The sequence below is a fragment of the Chryseobacterium gregarium DSM 19109 genome (genome assembly GCF_000430845.1).
GTDB classification, from domain to species: domain Bacteria; phylum Bacteroidota; class Bacteroidia; order Flavobacteriales; family Weeksellaceae; genus Chryseobacterium; species Chryseobacterium gregarium.
Map to the genome: position 1 here is coordinate 98832 of NZ_AUMU01000012.1, position 20566 is coordinate 119397.

The window sequence follows — 20566 nt, forward strand, 5'->3', positions numbered from 1 at the left end:
TGTCAGGCTGAATAATTTATTTTAAAAGAGTTTTTAAAGCTGAGTCGGGCTGTCGGGAGCCTGAATTTCATTTTCCCCTTCTTTATCTTTAATGATAATTTCTTCCTGGGGCTCTTTTGATAACGGAATGGTATTGGTAACCGGCTTCTCCGTCAATTCCGGGTCCCAGGCTCTTTTCCCGAATACTTCTTCCAGATCTTCTCTGAAAATAACTTCTTTTTCCAGAAGCTTAGCAGCCAAAGCATCCAGTTTATCTTTATTATCCGTCAGGATCTGAACGGCTCTGTCGTACTGAGTTTCAATGATCCCTTTGATCTCAATATCGATTCTCTTGGCCGTTTCTTCAGAATACGGTTTCCCGAAAGAATATTCAGACTGGCCTGAACTGTCATAATACGATATATTTCCGATATTCGGGCTCAATCCATAAATGGTCACCATGGCCTGAGCTCTCTTCGTCACACTTTCTAAATCGGAAAGTGCTCCTGTGGAAATATTATTGAAAATCACCTGCTCTGCCGCTCTTCCTCCCAATGTTGCACACATCTCGTCCAGCATCTGCTCCGTAGTGGTCAGCTGCCTTTCTTCCGGAAGGTACCAAGCTGCTCCTAAAGAACGTCCTCTCGGAACAATGGTTACTTTTAAAAGAGGGGAAGCGTGTTCCACCAACCATGAGATAGTAGCATGACCTGCTTCATGATAAGCCACTCTTCTCTTTTCAGACGGCTTGATCGCTTTATTTTTCTTTTCAAGACCTCCGATAATACGGTCTACTGCATCAAGGAAATCCTGCTTGTTTACCGATTCATGATTGTTTCTTGCGGCAATCAGTGCTGCCTCATTACATACATTGGCGATATCCGCTCCGCTGAATCCCGGAGTCTGTTTTGCCAGAAACTCCCGGTCTACATTATCACTAAGCTTGATTTTCTTTAAGTGAACATCAAAAATCTGTCTTCTCTCGTGCAATTCCGGAAGGTCAACATAGATCGAACGGTCAAAACGTCCGGCTCTCATTAAAGCTTTATCAAGGATATCAGCTCTGTTGGTGGCAGCCATGACAATAACGTTGGTATCAGTTCCGAAACCGTCCATTTCCGTAAGAAGCTGGTTGAGGGTATTTTCTCTTTCATCGTTTCCGCCGGAGAAATTATTTTTCCCTCTTGCTCTACCGATGGCATCGATCTCATCAATAAATATGATTGCAGGAGACTTGACTTTAGCCTGAGCAAAAAGATCTCTTACTCTGGAAGCTCCCACACCCACAAACATTTCTACAAAATCGGAACCTGAAAGTGAGAAAAAAGGAACCTTAGCTTCCCCTGCAACAGCTTTAGCCAAAAGGGTTTTACCAGTTCCCGGAGGCCCTACCAAGAGTACTCCTTTGGGGATTTTACCTCCCAGCTTCGTATATTTCTCCGAGTTCTTCAGGAAATCCACAACTTCCTGCACCTCTTCTTTGGCACCTTCTAACCCTGCAACGTCTTTGAACGTCACCTGGATTTTTTCTTTTTCATCAAACAGTTTGGCTTTGGATTTTCCGATAGAGAAAATCTGCCCGCCGGGACCGCCTCCGCTTCCCATCTTCCTGAAAAGTAGGAAATAAAATAATCCCAAGATGGCAATCCACACCAATGCCTGAACAAGGAATCCCATCAAAGGGCTTTCCCCTTCCGCATAATCTTTAGCGGTTTTTATGGCCGGGTTCTGCAACTTTAAAGCGTCGAACTTCTCCAAGAAAAGACGTAATTCTCCGTATTTAAGGGTATAATCCGCTTTCGGAGTCATCACTAAACTTGAAAAAGGGTTTGCTTTTTCATCTTTTTTTACCGTAGCGGTCTTAGCAGCCTGTGTTAAAAATACGTCAGCCTTCTGGGCCTGTTTATCTATTAAAACTCTCTGGACCTTTCCCGCCTGCATTTCTCTGAAGAAACCGTCCTCATCTATAGATTTTGCATTGTTGTCGCCCAAAAGGCTGGGAACAAAAAATAACAAAAGGGCTATGATCGCAATCGGAAAAAACCAGTTAAATCCTTTATTGTTCATTGATAATTTTTAAGTTAATATTCATTTTCAATTTTGGTAATGACGGCGTCACCCCAAAGTTCCTCGATGTCATAATACTCACGGGTCTGCTTCTGGAAAATGTGCACCACTACGGAAACGTAGTCTACCAAAACCCACATGGCGTTTTCTGTACCTTCCACGTGCCATGGCCTTTCCTTCAACTCATTCCTCACTTTTTTCTCAATGCTTCCTGCTAAAGCCGCAACCTGAGTGTTGGAATTCCCACTACATATGACAAATGTTTCAGCGACAGAGTTTTCTATGTTGGAAAGATCAAAGATCATTACATCTTCACCTTTTACATCCTGAATTGCCTCAACGATTTTATCTAATAATTCTTGTTTTTCTGCTGTTTTATTCATTAAAAAATACTATAATCTGCAAATTTATTGTTTTTCTTTTACTTTAGCCTTACTTTTATCCCCCGAATGTCTTAAAGTTTTCTTAAATGAGTCAACTATTCTATATTAAAGAGTGCTCTTCTACTAATGACGAAATTTCAAAGGTTTTACTTTATGAGGATTCAGATTTTATTGCGGTACACACATTTAATCAAACTGGTGGCCGGGGCCAGTATGGAAACACATGGTTATCAGCCGCTGATAAAAATTTAGCGTATACGCTTGCGGTAAAGTCCCGGGATTTTATACTGTCAGACTTTATGTTCAATTATTATACCGCAATCATCATCTGTGATTTCATTGCCAATCTGGCTGATACTGCCGTAAATATCAAATGGCCTAATGATATTATTCTCAAAAATAAAAAGATTGCCGGGATTTTAATCGAAAAGAAAAAAGTCAGCCAAAACAATTATTTCATTATCGGATTGGGTATCAACGTACTTCAGGAAAAATTCCCTGAAGTTTCCAATGCAGGATCATTACTGACACAAACCGGAAAATATTTCGGACTTGAGGAACTTACGGCAGACCTCAACCAATTTTTGGTTGAAAAATTAAAGAATACCCCTTCGGAAAAGGAAATTATAGAACGTTTTAATTCCAATTTATTCAGAAAGGATCAGATCTCGGTTTTTGAAATTAATAAAGAGAGACAAAATGGCATTATAAAAAATGCTGATGAAAACGGTGAAATCTGGATTGATCTTGAAAATGACGGTCTTCGCTCTTTCTACCATAAAGAAATAAAACTTCTTTACTGATTAGCTCTTTTAAGGTATAAAAATAAAGCAAGCGGGGAAAAAACCAGATTTGGGAACCACATCGCCAATGCCGGCGACATGCTTTTGTTCTCTGAAACCACTTTTAACGCCTCAAATGAGAACACAAAGACAAACGCCAGGGAAATTCCTAATGCCAGGTTAATTCCGAGCCCTCCACGCTTTTTCTGAGAAGAGAGCGAAAGGGCGAGAAACGTCAGGATTACAATGGAAACAGGCATTGAAGTTCTCTGATGCAGCTCATTTAAGTGGGCATTCAGATTGCTGTTTCCTTTTTCCGTTTCCCTTCTGATGAATTTTAAAAGTTCGGGAGTCGTTTTATTCTGTCCCAGAAGTTCATTGGGGAAAAGCTCTTCAGGATCGTGCCGGTAACTTTTCTTCAGGTCAAAACCATTTGACAATTTTTCGGTATCGTTTTTATTGATGGTTTTTTCCGTATATGAATTCAGGACGAAATGTTTTTTAGCCTGGTCCCAGGATACATCGGAAGCTTTAAGCTCATAATTCAGCCTTCTATTTTTGTCAAACTTCTGATACACGAACCCCGATCCTCTTTTTTCTCTTTTATTCCAGGAATTGATAAAAATATATTCCGTTTTGCTCAGCTGAGCGGAAACAGGGGCAGTACCTAAAACTTTTTCTTTATTGGCAGCATTGTAGGTATACGCTTCCAGCTGGTTTTTCTGAATATTGGCCCATGGCAGAATAAAGTGGTTGATCCCCAAGGACAGAACGGCAATAAATAAGGAGGTCAGCAAATAAGGCCTGGCAAAGCGGTGAAAACTCGCCCCGCTGCTTATAATGGCGACAATCTCCGTATTGTTGGCCATTCTTGAGGTAAAATAAATTACCGATATGAATACCAGAATCGAAAGGAACGTCATGACCAGATTAATAATCCAGAACGGATAAAAGTGAATAAGGAAATACGTCAAATTCAGCTTTGCATCGATAGCAGTTGCATTTTCAATTCTTGGAATTTTTGACTGCACATCAATGACGAGCACTACTATAGACAGCAATATCAGCATGAAACTGAAGGTCCCAAGATATTTCCTAACAATATACCGGTCTATAATTTTCAGCATCCTTTCTTTTTCAATGCGTTTTACTTATTTAAATTTACAGAATCCTTCTGTTTATATCCTGTGTGATTCGCCTGTATCTTTTATTTAAAGCCTCTGTCTGAGAACCGGCACTACGGATTTTTTCCATTCATAGAAATCGCCTGCCATAATATGCTCCCTGGCCACTTTCACCAGCTCCAGATAAAATGCCAGGTTATGAATTGAGGCGATCTGCTTGGCAAGGTATTCTTTGGAAACAAACAAATGCCTCAGATAAGCTTTTGAATATTCCCGGTCTACAAAACTTGTCCCCAGTTCATCCAATGGCGAAAAGTCTTTTTTCCACCTTTCATTCTTCATATTCATCACCCCTTTCCAGGTAAACAGCATGGCATTCCTTGCATTTCTTGTCGGCATCACACAATCCATCATATCAATTCCCAAACCAATTGATTCCAGAATATTCCACGGTGTTCCGACACCCATTAGATATCTCGGTTTTTCTTTAGGTAAAATATCCGTTACCTCATCGGTGATCCTGTACATTTCCTCTTCAGGCTCCCCTACGGAAAGTCCGCCGATGGCATTCCCTTCTGCCCCGGATTCAGCAATCACTTCAGCAGAAATTTTCCTTAAATCCGAATAGGTTGACCCCTGAACGATTGGGAAGAATCTTTGTTTATGACCATATAATTCCGGATTTTTCTCATTCCAATCAATACATCTTTTCAACCATCGGTGCGTCATTTCCATAGAAATTTTCACCTGATTATATTCGCAAGGATAAGCAACACATTCGTCAAAAGCCATAAAAATATCGGCTCCGATCTGTCTCTGAATTTCCATAGATTTTTCCGGAGTGAATAAATGAACGCTTCCATCAATATGAGATTTGAATTTTACTCCTTCTTCAGACATCTTTCTTGTTCCCGAAAGCGAAAACACCTGAAACCCTCCTGAATCGGTAAGAATGGGAAGATCCCAGTTCATAAATTTATGCAGGCCTCCCGCTTCCTGTATCACTTCCATTCCCGGACGAAGATACAGATGATAGGTATTGCCTAAAATAATCTGGGCTTTTATATCGTCTTTTAATTCTCTCTGGTGAACGGTCTTTACACTGGCAACTGTCCCTACAGGCATAAAAATCGGGGTCTGGACCTTACCGTGGTCTGTGGTCATTTCGCCGGCCCTAGCCTTCCCTTCCGAGGTTTTTTCTATATTAAAAAATTTCATTCGTCTATTTTTTTAATTCACCGCCAATGGCAGTTTATGCCTGTGTCGAATGGAACACGTTCTGCATCTTAATATTATTTTGCGAAATCCGGTACATTTCCGTTTTTCTTTAACTGATCTTTTACATATTGATCCGCTTTAGGATCTTTTTCCAATATTATTTTCTGTGCGTCTTCAGCAATCCCGTTCATTTTTTCTCTGATGACATAATATTTGAAGCTTGCAATAAAGTCATCGGGTTTTACCTTATGGGTTTTCAGAACATATCTCGTTCCGGCTTCCAGATTGGAATTCGGGTACATGAATGTTGCCTGGTCATTGATAGCAAGGTCGGCTAAGATTTCTGCCATCTGGCCCTGCGGAATAAGATTCTCAGGCTTATCAATATAGTTTCCTCCACAGGAAACCATAAAAAGCATAATGAAAACAAAGATTATTTTTTTCATAACCTGTTGATTATCGATTTCCATTTTAAATTCAGCACTCCAAAAACGGCTTCATGAATAATCCCTCCGTTCATTTTGCTTTCCCCCAATATCCTGTTGGTAAAAATAATAGGAACCTCTACGATATTAAACCCTTTCTTAAAAGCACGGAATTTCATTTCAATCTGAAAACCGTATCCTTTCAGCTTAACATTATCAAGTCCGATCTCTTCAAGAACCCTTCTCGAAAAGCAGACGAACCCTGCTGTTGTATCATGGGTCGGAAGCCCTAAGACAAACCGCACATATTTTGAGGCGAAATAAGAAAGCAACACTCTTCCCATAGGCCAGTTTACTACATTTACGCCTTTCGAATACCTTGAACCAACCGCCATATCCGCCTTTAAGCAGGCTTCATAAAGTTTCGGAAGGTCATTCGGATTGTGGGAAAAATCGGCATCCATTTCGAAGATATAATCATACTGGTATTCTAGGGCCCATCTGAAACCATGAATATAAGCTTTCCCCAGGCCATCCTTGACTTTCCTGACCGACAGGTGCAGATGGTGCGGAAATTTTCTCTGCAAATCCTTTACCAGGTCCGCCGTTCCGTCCGGAGATGAATCATCAACTACTAAAATATGAAAGTCATCTTCCAATGCAAAAACTGCGGAAATAATATTTTCAATATTTTCCTTTTCGTTATAAGTAGGAATGATGACCAGCTTTTTCATTTCAGTGTGCAAAGATAGTTTATTTAACCTTTTTATTTTATACAAAATAATCTATAATTTTGCAAAAAATATTTCCGTTGCCACGATCACAACATTTTATCAACCAAATAAGAATTCCTGAAAATAACGACTGGGTCATCTTTATATTGCTGGGCTGTATCTTTCTTTATCTTTTTATGATGAACATCGTAGAAAGAGAAGCCAACCTGAAAGACTTCCTGCTTCAAAAATATTTTGACGCCAGTAACAACCTTCCGAGCTGGGTAATTACCTCCTGCATTATCTTTCTTATGCTGTCGGTTTTAATCTCACAATACATTCCTACAGTCCCTAAATATGTGGCCGACCTACAGATTCTGGGGTATCAGCTGAACAAATTCGGGTTCTGTTTGCTTGCCGTCATGCTTTTTTATCTCATAAAATCTGGACTTGGATTTTTATTTTTCCAAAGTATCGGTGACGGAAAAAAATGGACTATTTTTTACTTTACCTCTACTAAATTTTATTTTATCCTGTCATTTTTGCTACTCATTCTATGTGTAACCCACTATTATTTCCCCATTGACAGAGATAAAATGTTTTTATATTATATAATATTCTTTTCTTTCGTGTTCATTTTCAAGGTTTTTTTCTATTTATTTCACAGGAACAACATACTACCTGAAAAATGGTATTATAAATTTTTGTATATTTGCACCCTCCAAATAGCACCTCTTTTGCTGCTTTGGAAATTATTATTTTTTTAATAAAGTCAATGATGAGAATAAAGTCTATTTTGGTATCTCAACCAGTCCCTAGCGAGTCATCTCCGTATCTGGATATTGCAAAGAAGGAAAAAATAAAGATTGATTTCCGTCCTTTCATCCATGTTGAAGGGGCTGATAACAAAGAACTTAGAACACAAAAAATTGATCTTACGCAATATACCGGGATTATTTTCACGAGTAAGAATGCGATAGACCATTATTTCAGGTTAGCTGAAGAGCTGCGTTTTGCAGTGCCTGATACGATGCGGTATATCTGTCAGTCTGAAGCTATTGCCAATTATCTTCAGAAACACATTGTGTACAGAAAAAGAAAGATCAGCTTTGGGGAAAAGAATTTCTCAGACCTGCTGCCTCTTTTTAAAAAGTTCCCGGGTGAAAAATACCTGCTGCCATCTTCGGATGTTTTAAGTCCGGATATTGTAAAAACTATGGAAGCTTCCAATGTAGACTGGAAAAGGGCGATCATGTACAGAACAGTTTGCAGTGACCTGACGGATATCAACGTTAAGGATTATGACATGCTGATTTTCTTCAGCCCTCAAGGTATTAAATCATTACAGCAGAATTTCCCGGAATTCAAACAGGAAGAAACAAAAATCGGGGTATTCGGAACGACAACTTTAGCCGCAGCAGAAGATGCAGGTTTAAAAGTGAATCTGATGGCTCCTACAAAAGAAACCCCATCCATGACCATGGCACTGGAAAAATATATTAAGGCACTTCATAAGTAGTTCTAATATAAAATATATAACAGCCGTCTTTTCTACAGGAAAGATGGCTTTTTTTTAATTAAATTTGGCCAGAAATTAATATGGAATGAAACGTCACAAAAAGCTTCGATAAGATCAAGTGTTTATAAAGACGTTCAGCCCGGTCATCATAAAAAATCTAAATTCAGATGAAAGCTCCACAAGCAAAAAAAATAGAAAAAGTACTGGAAATACATGGTGATAAAAGAGTTGACCCTTATTTCTGGCTCAATGAAAGAGAGAATCCCGACGTCATTAAATATCTGGAAGAGGAAAATGCCTATACGGATTTCATCATGAAAGATACAGAATCTTTTCAGGAAGAGCTCTTCGAAGAAATGAAAGCCCGCTATAAGAAAGATGATGAGTCTTTGCCTTATTTCTTTAATGGATATTGGTACATCGTACGGTATGAAGAAGGAAAAGAATACCCTATATTCTGCAGAAAGCACCAGAGTTTAGAAAATGAAGAAGAAATCATTCTCGATGTCAACGTATTGGCAGAAGGCGAAAGCTATTTTGAAGTGGGAAGCGTAGCGGTTGCTCCCAATAATGAACTGGCTTCTTTCTCATCAGACAATGTAAGCCGGAGAATCTACAGCATTAATTTTAAAAATTTACGAACCGGAGAAATACTTCCTGATAAAATTGAAAATACGACCGGGAAGGCAGTCTGGGCCAATGACAATGAACATGTCTTCTACATCAGAAAAGATGAAAGCCTGCGCGCGTTCCAGGTATACAGGCACAGACTCGGGACTGATACTTCTGAAGACATCCTGATCTTCCATGAAGAGGATGATACTTTTGATGTAAATGTTTTCAAAACGAAATCAATGGAATACATTTTCATGGCAAGTTCAAGTACCATTTCTGATGAGCACCGTTTTATCCCTTCTGATAATGTTTTTGCAGACTGGACAATTATTCAGCCGAGAATTGATGACCTTGAATACTCGGTGGAGCATTATGAAGATGAATTTTATATTATAACGAATGCGGATGATGCCTTTAATTTTAAGATCGTAAAGACTAAAATCAACAACTGCGGGATGGAAAACTGGGTAGACGTCATTCCTCACCGGCCTGAAGTATTATTGGAAGGTTTTGAGATTTTTAAAAATTACCTGGTGCTGGAAGAACGGGAAGAAGGCTTATTGCAGATAAAAATTATCGATGAGAAAACCCAGGAATCGTATTACCTGCCATTTTCAGATCCTACCTATACCGCTTATATCGGGGTTAACCTGGAATTTGACACAGAAATTCTACGTTACGGATATACCTCACTGACGCAGCCAAGTTCTACCTACGAATATAATATGAAGGAAAAAACCACCCAGCTCCTGAAACAGCAGGAAGTTTTAGGCGGAACATTCTTTCCGGAAAATTATGTTTCCGAAAGGATATGGGCAGAATCCAGAGACGGTGAGGCAAGAATCCCGATTTCGCTGATATATCATAAAGACACCAAAAAATCGGCAGATACGCCGCTACTTCTATACGGTTATGGAAGTTACGGGCATACGGTAGATGCAAGCTTCTCTAATGTGAGGCTGTCAATTTTGGACAGAGGATTCATTTATGCCATTGCCCACATCAGAGGCGGGGAATATTTAGGCAGGGAGTGGTACGAAGACGGAAAAATGCTGTTTAAGAAAAATACATTCTTTGATTTTATTGATGCCGGGAAATATCTGATCCAGGAAAACTACACTTCTTCAAAACACCTTTACGCGATGGGCGGGAGCGCGGGAGGATTGCTGGTAGGCGCCGTAATGAATTATGAACCTTCTTTATTCAACGGTATCGTGGCACAGGTGCCTTTCGTAGATGTGGTTACTACCATGCTGGATGAAACCATCCCTCTGACCACCGGGGAATATGATGAATGGGGAAACCCGAATGATGAAGAATATTATCAGTATATGAAATCGTATTCGCCTTATGACAATATAGAAGCCAAGAGCTATCCGAATATCCTAATCACCACCGGACTTCATGACTCCCAGGTCCAGTATTGGGAACCCGCAAAATGGACCGCAAAACTGAGAGAACTGAAAACGGATGACAATATTATGGTTTTTAAAACAGACATGAGCGCCGGACATGGCGGGGCAAGCGGAAGATTTGAATCATTAAAGGAAGATGCACTGGAATATGCGTTTTTATTAAAATTAGAAAGCAGAAAAGATGACTAACGACGCAGAATACTGGCAAAAAATACAACAGTTTTTTATTGAAAATTTTGATACTGAAAAAGATGCTCCGATTGAAACCTATTTATTTCTGATCGGATTACAGGAACTGGGCAGCGGACAGCAGAAATACACAAAAGACGATAAAGTCAATTTACTTCATATTGCAGTCTGCAGATTGCTGGAACCGTTCGGATATTATAAATTCTCACATTATGACGATGACGGATACCCTCATTTTGAAGAGAAGGAAAAACTCCCTGAACTCAGGCCCAATGAACAGCAGATTCTGATGAAAAAAGCCATCATCCAGTATTTTCAGGATGAAGAACTGATCTAAAAAACAAAACCGGAAAGAGATAATATTATACTTTCCGGTTTTTTATTGCTTAGCTGCCTGTTAAAAGTTCTTTTAATTGTTTCAGAGCAGTTGTAAATCCTTCCTCAAATCCCATGTCAACAATCTTTTTCATTTCTTCTTCAGACCGGAAGTGAATATTAACCGTTATTTTAGTGCCCTCTTCTACCCCCGTAAAGCCGACCAGCCATTTTACCTCGGGGAAATTTTCATCCAGATTTCCGCTTTCATCGCAGAAAGCATCGGTGGCATCAAAACTGCGGTGTTCAGTGATCTCACCATATTTCATCCGGGCATTATGTTTTTCTCCGTGCGGCCCCAGCATAGCGTACTGCCAGACTCCGTCTGCATTGAAATCCTGGGCTACGGTTTCACATCTCCAGGGTTTAGGAGCCCACCACTGGTCCAGCAGAGCCGGTTGGGTAAAATAATTCCATACTTTGGATACATCAGGATGATATATAGCCATGACATATATACTGTTTGCATTAAAATCTTTTTTGAAAATAAGATCAGATTTCATATTGATTATTTATTGGGTGATGATTTCTTCTCCGGGATTGAAAAATTTCTCTATTAAAGATAACTAAAAGTTTAATAAATAAATGTTAAAAAACATTCTTTTAAGAAAAATCATACAATTTTATGCTTCATTTTTTGTTTAGCAAGTCATAAAATGATTAATTTTAACATTATCTTTCTTAAAAAATTATAAAAAACACTACATGAATAATAAATTCATTCCGATAATCTCGGTGTTTATGACAATTTCCCTGATTGTATTCGTAACACTGCAGTTTTATTGGCTGAAACGGTATTACGAAGCTTTGGATCAGGACTTTTCCTCCAAAGTTTATTCCGCTTTGGAAAATACTTCAAAAATTATAGGTGAAGTTGAAGTGGACAAGTACCTTAATACTGATAATAAAAATTTCAGGAATAATATTCTTGCCAGCAGCAGCCAGCCATCTTTAACAGCCATTCAGCAGGTTACAGACTCCGGTACGCAGCGCCAGATTGTCTATTCAAAAAATATTATCGAAAGAAACCAGCTTCCGCTTTCCCAGAAAGGAGATTCCTTAAAACTGACCACCTTGTATTCTGATGAAGCGGCCTATAAGATCAAAAGGGATACAACCAGCAGGGAGCTCCTTACCGCTGACCTTAACCGAGACATTGAAAACGGCGATTATGCAATGAAGGAATTTGTGAAGGTTAACGGCAATAATTTACCCATCACCAAAAGGGTGGATGAAAAAATCCTGGACTCCGTGATTACAAAAGAGTTAAGGATCAGAGGAATTTCAGCAACATTCGGATATGGAATTACCGATAAAAGCAATAAACTGACCAGCGTGGTAAATAAGCTGTATAAAGATAAAAAAGACAACAGTACCTACAGTTATCCCCTTTTTACCGATTCCAAAGAAAGAACGCTCTATACACTGGCGCTGGTTTTCCCGAAAAAGGAATATTCACTCGCTATGAACAACTGGCCGATGCTTCTGGGAACCTTCCTCTCACTGCTGACGATTCTGGGCATTTATATTATCTCCATTAATTATATGATGAGGCAGAAAAAGCTTGCGGAAGTAAAAACGGATTTTATCAATAATATGTCTCACGAGTTCAAAACTCCGTTGGCTACGATTTCCGTGGCAACCGACTCATTAGCGAATGATAAGATTGCCACCAACCCAGATAAGGTTAAATACTATTCCGAACTGATCAAACAGGAAAATTTAAGAATGAAGAAGCAGGTGGAAAACGTTCTGAATATGTCTAAGCTTGAAAGGAACGAAGTCCGGCTGTTTTTGAAAGAAGCCAACGTGAGAGAGCTGATCAGAAGGACCACAGAATCTTTCAACCTGATTATCCAGCAAAGAAACGGAACCCTCAAACAGGAATTCAACGCCACGAATTATATCTTTAAAATCGATGAGTTCCATATTTCCAATATGTTGGTGAACCTGCTTGACAATGCTAATAAATATTCCCCGGAAGCTCCTGAAATTTCCATAAAAACAAGTAATGAAGGACATTGGTACGTGATTGAAATTTCCGATAAAGGAATGGGGATGGAAACCCAGAACAAGACCAAGATTTTTGAAAAATTCTTCAGGGAAGAAGCCGGGAATATCCATAATGTGAAAGGACAGGGATTAGGCCTTTCTTATGTAAAAAAGATCGTAGAGCTTCATAAAGGGCTGATCATTGTAGATTCCCAAAAAGAACAGGGAAGTACGTTTACGATAAAACTGCCGATGAGTTAACTTGGCATTAGCATAAAAACGATTATACAACAGCAACCAAATAAACAAATAGAGAAGAAAAAGAGTGACCCGTTCATTCTAATTATTAATTTTTAACGAATAAATTATGAGCAACAGAATATTATTAGTAGAAGACGACCAGAGTTTCGGTGCAGTACTGAAAGATTATTTATCCATCAATAATTTCGAAGTGACGCTCGCTGTAGACGGAGAACAGGGATTAAAGGAATTTACGGAGAATGAGTTCGATATCTGTATTTTCGATGTCATGATGCCTAAAAAAGACGGCTTCTCGTTAGCCGAAGATGTTAAAAAAATCGACAAAAATACCCCGATCATTTTTCTTACGGCAAGAAATATGCGTGAAGATATATTAAAAGGCTACCAGCTGGGAGCTGACGACTACATCACCAAACCGTTTGATACCGAGTTGCTTTTATATAAAATCAAAGCGATCCTTCAGAGAAGTTCCACACTGGAAAATGAAGAGCAGGAACAGTTCAAGATCAGCAATATTTTCTTTGATTCCATGCTGAGACAGCTGAGGGTTGGAGATAACGAATATAAACTTTCTCCTAAAGAAAATGAACTTCTAAAACTGCTATGCATCCACAGAAACGACTTTATGCCGAGAGATTTAGCATTAAGAAAAATTTGGAAGAAAGAGAATTATTTCACGGCAAGAAGTATGGATGTATATATTGCCAAACTCCGTAAATTACTGAAAGACGATGAAGGCCTTGAAATCATCAATGTTCACGGAGAAGGATTCAGGCTTTTGGTGAAGAATTAATATCGGAGACCATTTATTCTGATTACATAGAAACAAAAGATCTGAAAATAAGAATATAAGGCACATTGTCATGATAAATATAAAATTAGCAAAGCAATTGAAAATGTTTTGCTAATTTTGTTTTATATGAAGAATACCCTTTTAGGTTTAATCGCCTTATCTATAGCAACAATCTCCTGCAAAAAAGATGAAAGAGCAACATATTTAACAGAAGAAGCCAGTGTTCAGCAGCCGGCCGTAGCAGTGAACAACACCTCTAAAACATCTCTTCTGGATCAGGCAGGTATACAGAGCGTACAGAATTCAGCTGCCGCTGCAGTAACGGCACCGGGAATGAATCCGCCTCACGGCCAGCCGGGCCACAGATGTGACATCCCTGTCGGACAACCTTTGAGTTCTGCTCCGGCACAAAATACATACCAGGGAGCTCAGAATGCCGCTGTAAACGCCAATCAGGGCCAGACGATACAGATCGATCCTAATTCCTTACAGCCCGGAAAATTTACAGTGGATAATAGTGGCAAAGCAGCCACCGTGAAAACGGCAAAAGGAATGAATCCTCCGCACGGAGAACCTGGCCACCGATGTGATATCCCGGTAGGCCAGCCTCTGAACAGCAAACCGGCACCGGCAGCAGCTCAACACGCACAGACCGTAGCACAGAATATGCCTCCGGCATCCACACCGGCGCCTACAGGGGAAAAGCCGGCATTAAACCCGGCTCACGGGGAGCCCTGGCATAATTGTGCTGTAAAAGTTGGTGAAGCTTTGCCATAAATTCCGTATTTTTGCAGCAGTGAAATTATTTCAGATCATAGCTATTGTTTTCTGTTTGGGGATTTTTTTGATTCCCAAAGACAATTTCTATGCTCAGAATATTCAGGAAATCTGCTGTAAGGAGAACTCCGGAACAGACTGCTGCAAGAATGACCATCAAAAAGAACATTCAAAAAGCCAGCAGAAAGATCAGAAGCCGTCTTCCTGTAATAATGATACCTGCTGCTCTGTCTGTGTATTTTGCTTCACTTTTATTGAAGCTCCGTTTTCCAGAAGCCTGCAGCTGGAAATATCCTACTATAAAGCCAACAAAAATTTACATGATCAGTACGCTGATCCTTATCTTTCAGGCCGTTTAAAAGAAATCTGGCAACCGCCTAAAATAGGTTAATTCAAACAAACATTATGGTTCATTATACCTTAATGAACAGTTTTTATTAATCTAAATTTTAAACAAAATGAAATTATATATTTCCAGGATTATTCTTGGTATATTCTTACTGTCTGCACAAACTATATTTGCCCAAAACCTTTCCAAAAGCCAGTTTAAAGTAAAAGGAAACTGTGATATGTGCAAAGCCAGGATTGAGATCACAGCCCTAAAAGCAGGAGCCAGACATGCATCATATTCTGTTGATTCACAAACATTAACACTTGAAACAGAAAACAGCATTTCTACTGATGATATCCTTAAAAAAGTGTCTGAAGCCGGCCATGACAATGAAAAATTCAAGGCACCGGATCCGGCGTATGAAGCCCTTCCGGGATGCTGTCACTATAACAGAGCCCCGCAATCGGTAACCGCAAACGCACATGAGCATCATTCAAAAAAAGAGAATGAATTTTATGTAAAAGGAAACTGTGAATCCTGCAAGGCAAGAATTGAGAAGGCCGCCCGAAATGCCGGTGCAGATACTGCCGAGTGGGATGCGGAAAAACAGTCAGTTACCTTAGCTTTTGATCCGGCAAAGACCTCTTCAGATAAAATCCTGAAAAAAATTGCAGAGGCAGGGCATGATAATGAAAAGTACACATCCAGCGATACAACCTATAAAAATTTACCTTCCTGCTGCCTGTATGACAGGGAAATCGCTTTTGGAGAACCCAATCCGAAAGTACATCTTGAAGAAGCTGCCGATTCAGGGCATGCAGACCATACCTCAGTGGAAAACCAAGGAAAAGATATCGAAGGCGTGACCGTAACAGGCTCAAAAGCCGCTACTTCTTTAAATAAAAAAGAAGCCGGTATGGTTTTCAATATCGACCGGAAAGAACTTTTAAAAGCAGCCTGCTGTAATTTATCAGAAAGTTTTGAAACGAATGCCACGGTTGATGTTTCCTTCAGCAATGCGGTAACAGGCACCAAGCAATTGAAAATGTTAGGTTTAGACCAGAAATACACGAGTTTAACAAAAGAATTATTGCCCGAAATCAGAGGCCTTGCATCGGCTTACGGATTAAACTTTATTCCAGGAAGGTGGATTGAAAGCATTCAGCTGACAAAAGGCGGAAGCACGGTGACCAACGGTTATGAAAGCATCACCGGCCAGATCAATACCGAACTGCTGAAAAACGCTGAAAAACCTGAGACCTCCCTGAACCTTTTTGCTGATTTCAATGGCAGGGCTGAAGCCAACATTACCAGTGTTTCAAAAATCAATGACCAATGGTCCCAGACCTTCCTGCTGCACGGAAACGGAACGTTCGGTAATACGGATATGAATGATGACGGTTTTCTCGACCGGCCGAAAGGGACACAGATCAATGCGGCTTATCTGCTGAATTATAATGATCTGGAACATTCAGGATTCGGTTCGCATTTCGGAATCAATTTTATTAAAGACGAAAGAACTTCCGGACAGACCGGTTTTGACAAAACCATTTCACAGGATAAACAGCCACTTTATGGTGTCGGGATTAATATTTCCAGGTTTCAGGCTTGGAATAAGACCGGTTATGTTTTCAAAGGAAAGCCTTACCAGAGCTTAGGCTGGATGAACCAGTATACTTTTCATCAGCAGGACAGCTTTTTCGGGCTGAGGGATTATTCCGGGAAGCAGCACACTTATTATTCCAACCTGATTTTCGAGAGCATTCTCGGGAATACCAATCACAAGTATAAAGCGGGAGCCAGTTTTATGTATGACGGATATGATGAAATGTATCTGACGGATCATTTTAAAAGAAATGAAATCGTTCCCGGAGCTTTTGCAGAATATACACTCACCGGACTGAAATACACTTTAGTGGCAGGTGCAAGAGTGGATTTCCACAATCTGGCAGGGACACAGTTCACACCAAGGGTAAATTTCAAATATGACATCACTCCCCAGACAATCCTGAGGCTTTCTGCTGGAAGGGGATTCAGAACGGCCAATGTTTTTGCGGAAAGCCAGCAGTACTTTGCCTCTAATAGAAATATTCAGATTTTACAGAATGGCGGAAATATTTATGGCTTAAAACCGGAAGTTGCCTGGAATTACGGAGCCAGCCTGCAGCAAGAGTTTAAAATATTCGGAAGAAAATCCACGGTTATCGCCGACTTTTTCAGGACAGATTTTCAGGATCAGGTCATCGCAGACCTGGACCGTTCGCCGCAGCAACTGGTATTTTATAATCTGGACGGAAAATCTTTCGCCCACTCTTTTCAGACCCAGTGGGATTTTATGCCTTTTAAAAACTTTGAAGTAAGGCTGGCCTATAAATATTATGATGTGCAGGCAGATTATCTGGACGGAAGGCGGGCAATCCCGTTTATGGCGAAAAACAGAGGCTTTGTGAATCTCGCTTATGCAACTGATAAAAACAATAAAGGCGGATTCTGGAGTTTTGATACGACTTTAAACTGGATTGGGAAACAAAGGCTCCCTGATACGTCAACCAGTCCTGAAGCATTTCAGCTGCCGGCATATTCAGAATCCTATGCTGTCCTGAATGCACAGATTTCCAGAAATTTCAATAAAAAAATCAGAATGTATGTAGGCGGGGAAAATCTGACTTCTTATTATCAGAAAAATGCAATTGTCGATGTTAAAAATCCTTTCGGAAATTATTTTGACGGCGGCATGGTGTATGCCCCGGTTATGAAAGCTAATGTTTATGTTGGTTTTGACGTAAATTTTTAATCCAATTAACCGCAACAGACTTAAAGATTTAAACATCAGTTATCTGAACTTAACATGATAGGCATGGCTCCAATATTTAATGTGTTCGGACCCATGCTTTTTCGTATCTTTATACTAAAGCAGATCCTTGTCACAAGCTTATTTTTGAAGTCTACTCATTTTCACGGCTAAAACCGGAAGCATAAACCACAGATTTCAGAAAAGGTATATCCCGGGAAAAAAGTACAATATTTAGCGATTTTTATCTAATGATTTGGAACAATATCTGCCATACATTTGTGTCATCAAAACAGAACAACATTAAATAATTAAATACAAAACATTATGAAACGTAACGCAACAGCCGTTTGGAACGGTACCGTAAAAGAAGGAAAAGGTCATTTAACCACCCAAAGCACTACCCTGAATCAGACTCAGTATTCTTTCAGCAGCCGTTTTGAAGAAGGTGTAGGAACCAATCCTGAAGAATTGCTGGCAGCGGCCCACGCCGGATGCTTCACGATGAAACTGAGCGCAGAACTTTCCCAGGCCGGTTTCACGCCTGAAGAATTGACTACAAAATCAGTTATCACACTGGATCCGGGTATCGGCAAAATCACAAAATCCGAATTGACATTAACCGCAAAAGTTCCCGGAATTTCTGAAGAAGAATTCCAGAAATATGCGAAGATCGCTGAAGAAGGATGTCCTGTAAGTGCAGCTTTCAATTTTGAAATTACATTAGAAGCTACTTTGGCTCAGTAATTTAAACTGGAAAATAAAATTATCCCTGTTATTCCGTAAGAATCTGAATTATTTATCCGGATTGATAAAACGGAAGATGAATAATAATTAAATCTGAGATATTGAATACCTCAGATTTAATTTTAAAATAAAATATACCGATTGGTATATTTTTGTATATTTGTAAAATATTCCCATAGAAAAATGTCAAAAGCGGAAAAGACCAGACAATTCATTATCGAGAAAACAGCAGCTTTATTCAATACCAAAGGATATACTTCCACCTCTCTTTCTGACATCACAGAAGCCACGGGACTGACGAAAGGGAGTATCTACGGAAATTTTGAAAATAAAGATGAAGTTGCTCTTGAAGCCTACAAATACAATTCAGGATGGCTTGGAAAAAATATGTCTCAATCGCTTGGTGAAGAATTTCCTGATACCATTGAGAAATTAAAAGCTTTTGTCACTTTCTACCGCAAAAACTGGAAAACAGTGTTTGAAAATGGCGGTTGCCCTTTGATGAATGCAGCAACGGAAGCCGATGACACTTTTCCCGATTTGAAAAAGCAGGTTACAAAATCTTTTGAGGAATGGATTTCTAAAGTTTCTAACGTTATCTCAGATGGGCAAAAAAACGGGGAAATCAATAAAAAAGCTGATGCTGAAGAATATGCATCACTCTTCATTATGTTGATTGAGGGTGGAATTTTATTATCCAAAACTACCGGAAACAAGAAGTTTTTAAACCGGGCTTTAGATAAAATCCTCAATATTATTGACAAAGAATTAAACATTATTCCATCATAAACTTTACCATATGGAAACAAAAAAAGTAGCAATTATAGGATACAACAGAATTCCGTTTGCCAGAATCAATACAGCGTATGCAGACCATGGGAATCAGGACTTACTGGTTTCTGCCCTAAATGGATTAATTGACAACTATAACCTTAAAGGAAAACTGTTGGGCGAAGTGGCCGGAGGTGCGGTCATCAAACATATTTCCGAAAGCAACCTCATCCGAGAATCCGTCATGAATACTTCGCTGGATCCTGCAACCCCTGCCTGTGATCTGCAACAGGCCTGTGACACAGGAATTGAAGCAGCAATCTATATCGGAAACAAAATTGCTCTGGGACAAATCGAAAGCGGAATTGCCTGCGGTGTTGAAGCCATGAGCAACATTCCTTTTGAATCTTCATTAAGATTAAGAAAAGCTTTATTAAAAGCCAATAAGGAAAAATCCGCCTTCGGAAAAATCAAGCAGCTCTTACATCCAAAACTGAAAGACTGGATGCCGGTTCCGTACAAAGGACAGGAGCCAAAAACAGGTTTGGTAATGGGTGGGCACACAGAAATTACGGCAAAATACTATCAGATTTCCCGTGAAGATCAGGATCACCTGGCTTTTAAAAGCCATCAGAATATGGCGAAAGCTTATGATGAAGGATTTTTTGAAGATATGATTACGCCGGCGTTTGGTTTAGATAAAGACAACAATCTTCGCCGTGATACAAGCCTGGAAAAATTAGCTTCGTTAAAACCGGCCTTCGATAAACAAAACGGAACGTTAACAGCCGGAAATTCGACGCCTTTTACGGACGGAGCCTCCGCGGTTTTACTGGCGAGTGAAGAATGGGCAAAAGCAAATAACCTCCCGGTTTTAGCATACATTACATTTTCAGAAGTGGCAGGAATTGAATATGTTGAAAACAGACAGAATTTATTATTAGCTCCTGTTTTCGCTGCCGACAGAATGCTGAAAAAAGCAGGCATGAACCTGGAAGATTTTGATTATTATGAAATTCATGAAGCTTTTGCGGCACAGGTTTTAGCCACCTTAAAAATCTGGGAAAATGATGATCTGGCTAGAAAATTCGGATTGGAAAAAGCATTAGGGAAAATTGATCGGAATAAGCTGAATGTAAAAGGGGGAAGCCTTGCCGCAGCGCATCCATTTGCCGCAACAGGCGCAAGAATTATAGGGACTTTAGCCAAATTACTGAATGACAAAGGAAGCGGAAAAGGATTTATATCCATTTGTGCAGCGCGCGGACAAGGGGTAACAATGATTTTAGAAAAATAAAT

Annotated in this window: 20 protein-coding genes; 13 read left to right on the forward strand and 7 right to left on the reverse strand. The window is 39.7% G+C overall.

Annotated features, from left to right (window positions below; translation table 11 throughout):
* Positions 1-33 precede the first annotated feature (33 nt).
* Positions 34-2046: an ATP-dependent zinc metalloprotease FtsH gene (gene ftsH / locus H561_RS0114360; protein ID WP_027387648.1), complete on the reverse strand. Its 2013-nt coding sequence runs from the start codon at positions 2044-2046 to the stop codon at positions 34-36.
* A 14-nt stretch (positions 2047-2060) separates the two neighbouring features.
* Complete coding sequence (gene rsfS, locus H561_RS0114365; RefSeq protein ID WP_027387649.1) at positions 2061-2429, reverse strand: ribosome silencing factor; 369 nt, start codon at positions 2427-2429, stop codon at positions 2061-2063.
* 86 nt (positions 2430-2515) lie between these two features.
* Here rsfS and H561_RS0114370 point away from each other — a divergent pair, with 86 nt between their 5' ends.
* On the forward strand, positions 2516-3232 hold the full coding sequence (locus H561_RS0114370) for a biotin--[acetyl-CoA-carboxylase] ligase (protein ID WP_027387650.1): 717 nt from the start codon (positions 2516-2518) through the stop codon (positions 3230-3232).
* On the opposite strand, the gene H561_RS0114375 is transcribed toward H561_RS0114370, so the two are convergent.
* From H561_RS0114375 to H561_RS0114390, 4 genes are all read right to left on the reverse strand, one after another.
* On the reverse strand, positions 3226-4335 hold the full coding sequence (locus H561_RS0114375) for an LptF/LptG family permease (protein WP_027387651.1): 1110 nt from the start codon (positions 4333-4335) through the stop codon (positions 3226-3228). The two genes, H561_RS0114370 and H561_RS0114375, sit on opposite strands and share 7 nt — an antisense overlap.
* An 87-nt stretch (positions 4336-4422) precedes the next feature.
* Complete coding sequence (gene tgt / locus H561_RS0114380; protein ID WP_027387652.1) at positions 4423-5553, reverse strand: tRNA guanosine(34) transglycosylase Tgt; 1131 nt, start codon at positions 5551-5553, stop codon at positions 4423-4425.
* A gap of 74 nt (positions 5554-5627) precedes the next feature.
* Positions 5628-5999, reverse strand: coding sequence for a DUF4296 domain-containing protein (locus tag H561_RS0114385; protein ID WP_027387653.1), 372 nt, complete (start codon positions 5997-5999; stop codon positions 5628-5630).
* Positions 5996-6712, reverse strand: a complete 717-nt coding sequence (locus H561_RS0114390) for a polyprenol monophosphomannose synthase (RefSeq protein WP_027387654.1) — start codon at positions 6710-6712, stop codon at positions 5996-5998. The genes H561_RS0114385 and H561_RS0114390 overlap by 4 nt, the downstream gene beginning before the upstream one ends.
* Before the next feature lie 146 nt (positions 6713-6858).
* On the opposite strand from H561_RS0114390, the gene H561_RS0114395 reads away from it, so the two are divergent.
* From H561_RS0114395 to H561_RS0114410, 4 genes are all read left to right on the forward strand, one after another.
* Entirely contained in the window at positions 6859-7458 is a 600-nt protein-coding gene (locus tag H561_RS0114395; protein WP_228372278.1) for a DUF4271 domain-containing protein, read from the forward strand.
* A gap of 11 nt (positions 7459-7469) precedes the next feature.
* Positions 7470-8210: a uroporphyrinogen-III synthase gene (locus H561_RS0114400; protein ID WP_034762357.1), complete on the forward strand. Its 741-nt coding sequence runs from the start codon at positions 7470-7472 to the stop codon at positions 8208-8210.
* A 167-nt stretch (positions 8211-8377) separates the two neighbouring features.
* Positions 8378-10429, forward strand: coding sequence for a S9 family peptidase (locus H561_RS0114405; RefSeq protein WP_027387657.1), 2052 nt, complete (start codon positions 8378-8380; stop codon positions 10427-10429).
* On the forward strand, positions 10422-10766 hold the full coding sequence (locus H561_RS0114410; RefSeq protein ID WP_027387658.1) for a hypothetical protein: 345 nt from the start codon (positions 10422-10424) through the stop codon (positions 10764-10766). Before H561_RS0114405 ends, H561_RS0114410 begins: the two co-directional genes overlap by 8 nt.
* Positions 10767-10815: 49 nt before the next feature.
* Here the strand turns inward: H561_RS0114410 and H561_RS0114415 are convergent, their stop codons facing one another.
* Positions 10816-11307 (reverse strand): SRPBCC family protein, encoded by a 492-nt coding sequence (locus H561_RS0114415; protein WP_027387659.1) that lies wholly within the window; start codon positions 11305-11307, stop codon positions 10816-10818.
* A gap of 202 nt (positions 11308-11509) precedes the next feature.
* On the opposite strand from H561_RS0114415, the gene H561_RS0114420 reads away from it, so the two are divergent.
* The 8 genes from H561_RS0114420 (at position 11510) to H561_RS0114455 (ending at position 20564) form a co-directional block, all read left to right on the forward strand.
* A complete protein-coding gene (locus H561_RS0114420) occupies positions 11510-13057 on the forward strand; it encodes a sensor histidine kinase (RefSeq protein ID WP_027387660.1) in 1548 nt (515 codons plus the stop codon).
* Positions 13058-13163: 106 nt separating this feature from the next.
* Positions 13164-13850: a response regulator transcription factor gene (locus tag H561_RS0114425; RefSeq protein ID WP_027387661.1), complete on the forward strand. Its 687-nt coding sequence runs from the start codon at positions 13164-13166 to the stop codon at positions 13848-13850.
* Between the two features lie 126 nt (positions 13851-13976).
* Positions 13977-14627 (forward strand): hypothetical protein, encoded by a 651-nt coding sequence (locus tag H561_RS0114430; protein ID WP_027387662.1) that lies wholly within the window; start codon positions 13977-13979, stop codon positions 14625-14627.
* 19 nt (positions 14628-14646) lie between these two features.
* Positions 14647-15018 carry a hypothetical protein gene (locus H561_RS0114435; RefSeq protein WP_228372275.1) on the forward strand — a complete coding sequence of 124 codons (372 nt, stop codon included), beginning with the start codon at positions 14647-14649 and terminating at the stop codon, positions 15016-15018.
* Between the two features lie 67 nt (positions 15019-15085).
* On the forward strand, positions 15086-17752 hold the full coding sequence (locus H561_RS0114440; protein ID WP_027387664.1) for a TonB-dependent receptor domain-containing protein: 2667 nt from the start codon (positions 15086-15088) through the stop codon (positions 17750-17752).
* A 324-nt stretch (positions 17753-18076) separates the two neighbouring features.
* Complete coding sequence (locus H561_RS0114445; protein ID WP_027387665.1) at positions 18077-18496, forward strand: OsmC family protein; 420 nt, start codon at positions 18077-18079, stop codon at positions 18494-18496.
* A 183-nt stretch (positions 18497-18679) separates the two neighbouring features.
* On the forward strand, positions 18680-19285 hold the full coding sequence (locus tag H561_RS0114450) for a TetR/AcrR family transcriptional regulator (RefSeq protein WP_027387666.1): 606 nt from the start codon (positions 18680-18682) through the stop codon (positions 19283-19285).
* A 10-nt stretch (positions 19286-19295) separates the two neighbouring features.
* A complete protein-coding gene (locus H561_RS0114455; protein ID WP_027387667.1) occupies positions 19296-20564 on the forward strand; it encodes an acetyl-CoA C-acetyltransferase in 1269 nt (422 codons plus the stop codon).
* Positions 20565-20566: the final 2 nt, after the last annotated feature.